The organism is Microcoleus sp. B6-A1 (assembly GCF_036705085.1).
Classification (GTDB): domain Bacteria; phylum Cyanobacteriota; class Cyanobacteriia; order Cyanobacteriales; family Microcoleaceae; genus Microcoleus.
Genome location: NZ_JAUBTU010000156.1, coordinates 1 through 6,965, shown reverse-complemented (window position 1 = coordinate 6,965; position 6,965 = coordinate 1). Strand labels below are relative to the sequence as shown.

The window sequence follows — 6,965 nt, the reverse complement described above, 5'->3', positions numbered from 1 at the left end:
AAGTTACATCGTCAAATATTTTTAACTGGTTTACACACTGCTGTTATTGTACCTCATCTTTCTGAGAAAGGCTATAGCTTTTGTTGCTTGTGGTGCAATTCTAGCTGTAATTCCCAGGGAACCTGCTTTGGCAAGGCCCACATCTCCTAGCAGTTATCAAAGTTCTTGTCAGAATATTAAGATTACCGGAGCGACTTTATCAGCAAGATGTCGTCTAGCTAATGGCTCAACTAAGTCAACATCAATTTTGATTCGGGGAATAGAGAATCAAAATGGAAACTTGACTTATTCTCGCAATCCAAGAGCCGCTAGCAGTTATCAAGCTTCTTGTAAGAATATTGATAATACCGGATTGACTTTATTAGCAAGTTGTCGTCTAGTCAATGGCTCAACCAAGTCAACATCAATTTTGATTCGGGGAATAGAGAATCAAAATGGAAACTTGACGTATTCTCGCTAGCAATTAAGGTCTGATTAATCCACGACAGACAGCAAACCAGGAGAATTCCATGACGAACTATGACTACATTATTATCGGTGCAGGTTCGGCAGGCTGCGTAGTTGCCAACCGTTTGACAGAAGACAGTAAAACAACCGTGTTATTACTCGAAGCTGGCAACCCAGATACCAAACCAGAGATTCAAATCCCGTCAGACTGCCTAAAACTATTAGGTTCTGAGGTGGACTGGGGATATTTTTCCGAACCAGAACCGTACTTAAATAATCGCAAAATCTACTGTCCCCGTGGCAAAGTTTTGGGTGGCAGCAGTGCGATTAATTTCATGATTTACATTCGAGGCAATCGTCACGATTATGACCACTGGCAAGAATTAGGTAATCCCGGTTGGAGTTACCAGGATATGTTGCCCTATTTCAAGAAATCCGAGCACCAGCAACGAGGTGCCTCCGAATACCACGGGGTTGATGGGGAGTTGAGCGTCACGGATCTCATGGACACTGCGGTAATGTCTCAACGCTTTGTCGAGACAGCAGTGGCAATGGGCTATGACGATAATCCTGACTTCAACGGCAGTCAACAAGAAGGGGCAGGCTTTTATCAATTTACGATTAAAGATGGGAAGCGGCACAGTACCGCTGCGGCTTTTCTGCTTCCCATTCTCGATCGTCCGAATTTGACAACCACAACAGGCGCGTTGGTGACGCGGTTGTTATTTGAGGGCACTTGCACCGTTGGGGTGGAATATCTTCACGAGGGCACACTGCACCAGGTCAGCGTCAACCAGGAAGTGATTTTAAGTGCTGGTGCATTCGATTCGCCCAAACTGCTGCTGCTGTCCGGCATTGGGGATGCAGCACGCCTGCAAGCCTTGGGCATTCCTGTTGTCGCAGATCTGCCTGGGGTCGGCCAAAATCTCCAAGACCACGTTCTCGTTCCCATTACCTACCAGGCAACTGAGGCTGTCCACCCTGCCAACAGCAGCAGTGGGATTGGTGAAGCTGGATTGTTCTTGCATAGCGAGCATAACTTGGATGTTGCACCAGATTTACAGTGTTTCGCAGGTCCCATTCTGTGGGCACCACCTGGCTCTAACCGCTCTGGTCCGGGATTCTTTGGGGTCGCCTCTTTGACCCATGCTCAAAACATTGGGAGTGTCAGCTTGCGATCGTCCGATCCCAAAGATACACCGATGATTCGGCTGAACTCTCTGCAAAGTGAAACTGATGTACAAACGCTAGTTGTAGGGATTAAACTACTCCGCCAAATCTTTGAGACTGATGCCTTTGATGAGTTTCAAGGGGAGGAACTGGCTCCTGGTAGCGACTTGCAGAGCGATGAAGCGCTCTCCGCTTACATCCGAGACGCTTGCGATACGATGTACCATCCGGTCGGCACTTGCAAAATGGGCACTGATTCAATGGCGGTGGTAGACCCCGAACTGCGGGTACATGGGGTTGAGGGATTGCGTATTGTCGATGCTTCCATCATGCCAACGATCACTACAGGAAATACGAATGGGCCGATAATTGCGATCGGCGAAAAAGCAGCCGATTTAATTAAAGTCGCAGGTGGCGTTTCAAAGCAAAGACCTTTGGCGATGATCGCACACTGAAAAGAGCGATCGATCAGTTTTTAGGAGAATCGACGATCGTGATGCTCGATCGATTAAGTCCAGATGAAGTGACAGCACTAGAACTGGCAACGGGTGTACCGAAATGCTTTGAAATATGCCTAACACAACAGGAAACATGAGCGCGCCAGCCCAATATGAGATGCCAACAGTGCTTCAACGAATGTCTGATGCCATCAACGCACACGACGTTGACGCGCTCGTGAGCTGCTTCGCTAATGATTACAAGGGTGAACTACCGCTGCATCCTGAGAGTTCCTTCGCCGGACTAGCCCAAGTCCGGGAGAACTGGACTGCCTTGTTTGCCCAGGTTCCAGATTTACGTGCAACTTTGGTTGCTTCGACGATCCACTGTGACCTCGCCTGGGCTGAATGGCACTGGCAAGGTACGCGCACGTCCGGATCGGCACTGAATATGCGTGGTGTAGTCGTTGCTGGCCTACGCAACGGAATCATCGCGTGGGCAAGGCTATACATGGAGCCGGTTCATGACCAGTCGTCAACTGGCTAGGTAGAAGTAGATTCTAAGAAGAAAACCGAACGCTCAAAACTACAAGAGGAAACTATGAAAACACTACTGAAGCGATTTGCGTTACTGCTTGGTTTGATGACTGGTGTTTCAACTTATCTCGTCTTACCTGCCTCGGCTGACTCTACTGCTGACTTGGTACTCAGTTTGAAGTGCCAAGGTGGATACAACGTTAATGTTTGGAAAAGGTATAATTCGGGCGAACTTCTCTACCGTTCTACAAGTCCTCAAGGTAATTTGAGTTTGGGCAAGGGAACTAGAGACGATACAGGAGTGGCTCAAGTTTATAAGTTTAAGAATGGCAACTATAAATATCAGGTGCTTGGTGGTAAGGGAGATCATCAAGGGAAGGGGACTTTAGAGGTGTACAAGAACGATCGCTCCATTATGAGTAAAACTTGTACACCCAATGGATGAATTGATCTGCTTGTGAACAACTCAAAAACCTGTCTTTAGAAATAGAAAGATTAACTGGCTGCTTAACTCAGGGAACTTGAGTGGTCGGAACAGGATGAACGTTGAAGAATGAAAGCAGTACATAAAAAAGAAAATTATGACACCAACTCTCGCATCAGTAGGATATATGCACACTCTTCTCTGTCGCCAGATCGGCATTACCCACCCCATCTTCTCCGCAGGTATGGGACCTGTAGCCGGACCAGAACTCGCGGCGGCGGTGTCGAATGCTGGTGGCTGTGGGGTGCTGGGTGGAGTGTTCATGCCACCCCCGATCCTCCAACAAGCGATCCGCCGCATCCGCGCCCTGACGCAGAAACCTTTTGGGGTGAACCTCATTCTTCCCCTGCTAGAAGAAGGGCAGATTGATGTCTGCCTAGCAGAGCGGGTACCGCTGCTGGTGCTCTTTTGGGGTGATCCAAGCCCCTACATCGCCGAGGCTCACCGACATAATACCAAGGTCTTTATCCAGGTGGGGTCGATCGAGGAAGCCACAGCCGCTGCCGCTATGGGTGTTGATGCGCTCATCGTTCAAGGGGTCGAAGCAGGGGGGCACGTGAGGAGCCGCACCTCGCTGTCAACCCTTGTGCCAGCGGTGGTCGATGCGGTTACATCCGTGCCTGTGCTTGCCGCTGGAGGTATTGCTACGGGTCGAGGAGTGGTAGCAGCCCTCAATCTTGGAGCACAAGCGGTGTCAATGGGGACGCGGTTTCTGTGTAGCACCGAAGCCGCTGCAACTCGTGCTTACCAGGAACGGGTCGTCAGCAGCACAGCCGAGGACACGGTGTATACCACGCTTTTCGATGGTGGTTGGTCTGATGCGCCCCACCGGGTGCTACGCAATGCTACGTTCACGGAGTGGGAGGCTGCGGGCTGTCCAACGAGTGGGCAGCGTCCAGGTGAGGGGACGATCGTCGGTACTGTCCCACTGGCTGGCACCACTATGGATGTGCCGAAATATGGGTCGATGATTCCAATCACTGGCTTCATCGGGGATATGGAGTCTGTGGCTCTCTATGCAGGAGAGTCTTGCAATCTGATTCACGACATTAAGCCCGCAGCGCAGATTGTTCAGGACGTGGTACGAGAGGCTGAAGAGGTCATCGCACAGATGCAGCGGTAACGGAAAAATTAACTCGCCGCTTAACTCAGGGAACTTGAGTGTTCTGAATGCAATGAAAGTTGAAGAATGAACACATTAAGGAGTTGGAGCGACCTGCAACACCAATCAGCGAACACAATCGCTATCAGTGCGTGGAAGACACCACAAAGGACAATATGCAAAGGAAAACATTCAAAACGTCTGATGGTGCCCAATTGAGCTACATCAGTGCAGGTCAAGGAAAACCGCTCGTGATGCTTCACGGTTGGTCGCAGTCGGCGGAACAATTCAAATATCAAATTCCCGTTTTTGCCGAACACTATCAGGTGATCGCTGTTGATTTGCGGGGACATGGTGAGTCAGAAAAAGTATCGTTCGGTTATCGAATTTCTCGCTTGTCTAAGGATGTTCAGGAATTAATCGGTGCTCTGCAACTCGAAAAGCCACACCTGCTAGGTCACTCAATGGGATGTGCCATCATCTGGAGCTATCTCGATCTATTTGGGTTGGATGAAATCGATCGGTTAGTGTTGGTCGATCAATCGCCACTAGGAACATTGCGATCGCATTGGAACGTTCAAGAAATAGCAGAATCCGGGGCAATTTTTACTGCTGAACAACTCAATGCAGTAATACATAGCCTGGAGAACGGCAACGCCGAGGAATCGACTCGAAACATCCTGACTTCAATGGTTACATCAGCGATGTCAAAGGAACAGTTCGAGTGGATCGTCGAGTGCAACTTTCGCTGTCCGCGCGCGATCGCTGCAACTCTGCTATACAACCATCTTCATACGGACTGGCGCGATCAAATTGTCAGAATTCGTCAGCCAACTTTGATTATTGGTGGCAGAAAAAGTCTGGTTCCGTGGACATCGCAAGCCTGGATTAATCAAAGCATTCCTGACTCTGAGTTGGAAATCTTTGAGGAGGCTGAAGGTGGGGGACATTTCATGTTCATCGAGAATCCAGAAAAGTTCAACCGACGAGTTTTGCAGTTTCTATCGCGATCGCTTTACCCAGCAGCCCAACATTCCTTCCACCGGGGCGCGGACAACTGATGTCGCGGTCAATTAAAGCACTACAGGTTGCGCCGGGTGAATGCGTCGTGATGGCATCAGCCCGAAAGTCGATCGATCCCGTGATTCAGGGTGGTCGTTTATCTAAATATCAACGCTAGATCATTTGTGACAAGTTAAGAAAAAGTGCAAATTGTCAAGGGGGGTAGACAAAAGAAGGTATAATAGGCTAAAACATATATCTGGCAAGCATTTGAGCCCAAATTGAACCTGTTATGACTCGCAAAAAACGAATCAACCGAGATCATGCAAAGAAAAAAAATCGTCCCCAAGTAGAAAATGAAGCGATCGCGAATCACCTGGAAGATTTATTAATTCCAGCAATGGCTGCCCAAAAAACTTTTTATCGCCAACTAAATTTAAGAGATAGAATTCTGACATTACCATTAATGATGGCAGCAATATTAAGTTTATTATGGCGAGACATAGCAGGAGTAACAGAATTAACCAGATTATTAAATAGAGAGGGATTTTTATGGTGTCAGCCACAAGAAATTAGCCAACAAGCATTATCACAAAGATTTTTAACTTTTCCAGCAATTTTATTTGAAAAAGTATTTAAGGAATTACTACCTCATTTTCGTCAGGAATGGTTAACAAGAAAATCAAGACCCCTTCCAGATAGCGTACAATTTGCCTTAAAAAACTTTGAAAACATCTGGATAGCTGACGGCTCAACATTAGAAGCATTATTTAAGAAGCTACAAAGTTTATCAGATGTGCCAATTGGTCAATTATCCGGAAAAATGGGAGTAATAATAGACCTAGTAACTCATCTTCCCGAAGAAATTTGGTTTTGGACAAATCCCAAACAAGCAGATACTCATTGGGAAGAAGACTTACTAAAAGCAGTTAAGCCAAAAACCTTGCTGTTACTGGATCGAGGCTTCTATCACTTCGCTTTTTGGCAAAAACTCATAGACCAAGAAATTGGATTTATCACTCGAATCAAGAAAGGTGCATCTTATCAAATCGAGCGGGTATTAACCAATACTTATGATGTCAAAGACCAGATAATTAAAATAGGTGCAGGTACAAAACAAACACCAGCTTTGACTATAAGATTAGTACAGATTCGCTCCAAGACTTCCTGGCGTTCTTATCTGACAAGTGTCCGAGAACCTGAAATATTGCCCCCCTATGTAGTAGCAGATTTATATCAAAGACGCTGGCGAATTGAAGACGCATTTTGTACAGTAAAAAGATTATTAAATCTCAGCTATTTATGGACAGGTTCATTAAACGGAATTAAGCTCCAAATCTGGGCTACTTGGCTATTTTATGCGGTTTTAGTAGATTTAGGAGATGCGGTGGCAGATGAATTAGGAGTACCAATTGAACGTGTTTCATTAGAAATGATTGATCGGGGGATGTATCATTTTTCGGTTGCCTATCAAAAAGGATTAGCTTCTGACCTAGTTAAGTATTTTGCCTCCGATAAAAATCAAGATTTAGGGATTGTTAAGCGACGACGAAAACCTCATGTCAGGCTAATTATTTCTCCTTTCCCTGGAACTCAAAGAAGTCCCGAACAATTTTTTTTCAATAATAAAGGAACAAATGGAGTCATATTTTAATTGGGTCAACAGGTAAAACATGAGTAAAATTACTCATTGACAATAGTGCTTTTAGCCCACATTCCGCAGATGTGATTATCTTACTGGTATTTTTCAAAAATCAAAGCCATAAAGCTTTTTTTAGTCTAACTA

7 protein-coding genes are annotated in these 6,965 nt (G+C 46.3%); all 7 read left to right on the top strand.

Annotation, left to right across the window (positions count from 1 at the left end):
• Window positions 1-46: 46 nt before the first annotated feature.
• Window positions 47-460 (top strand): CVNH domain-containing protein, encoded by a 414-nt coding sequence (locus QUB11_RS31400; protein WP_445300838.1) that lies wholly within the window; start codon window positions 47-49, stop codon window positions 458-460.
• A 49-nt stretch (window positions 461-509) separates the two neighbouring features.
• Window positions 510-2,072: a GMC family oxidoreductase N-terminal domain-containing protein gene (locus QUB11_RS30450; RefSeq protein ID WP_333207389.1), complete on the top strand. Its 1,563-nt coding sequence runs from the start codon at window positions 510-512 to the stop codon at window positions 2,070-2,072.
• Window positions 2,073-2,187: 115 nt separating this feature from the next.
• Window positions 2,188-2,601 carry a nuclear transport factor 2 family protein gene (locus QUB11_RS31395; protein WP_445300869.1) on the top strand — a complete coding sequence of 138 codons (414 nt, stop codon included), beginning with the start codon at window positions 2,188-2,190 and terminating at the stop codon, window positions 2,599-2,601.
• A 54-nt stretch (window positions 2,602-2,655) separates the two neighbouring features.
• Entirely contained in the window at window positions 2,656-3,036 is a 381-nt protein-coding gene (locus QUB11_RS30445) for a hypothetical protein (RefSeq protein ID WP_333207386.1), read from the top strand.
• A 136-nt stretch (window positions 3,037-3,172) separates the two neighbouring features.
• Window positions 3,173-4,198: a nitronate monooxygenase gene (locus QUB11_RS30440; protein ID WP_333207385.1), complete on the top strand. Its 1,026-nt coding sequence runs from the start codon at window positions 3,173-3,175 to the stop codon at window positions 4,196-4,198.
• Window positions 4,199-4,257: 59 nt separating this feature from the next.
• Window positions 4,258-5,238 carry an alpha/beta hydrolase gene (locus QUB11_RS30435; RefSeq protein WP_333207384.1) on the top strand — a complete coding sequence of 327 codons (981 nt, stop codon included), beginning with the start codon at window positions 4,258-4,260 and terminating at the stop codon, window positions 5,236-5,238.
• A gap of 233 nt (window positions 5,239-5,471) precedes the next feature.
• Complete coding sequence (locus QUB11_RS30430; protein WP_333207383.1) at window positions 5,472-6,833, top strand: IS4 family transposase; 1,362 nt, start codon at window positions 5,472-5,474, stop codon at window positions 6,831-6,833.
• The last annotated feature ends 132 nt before the right edge of the window (window positions 6,834-6,965 follow it).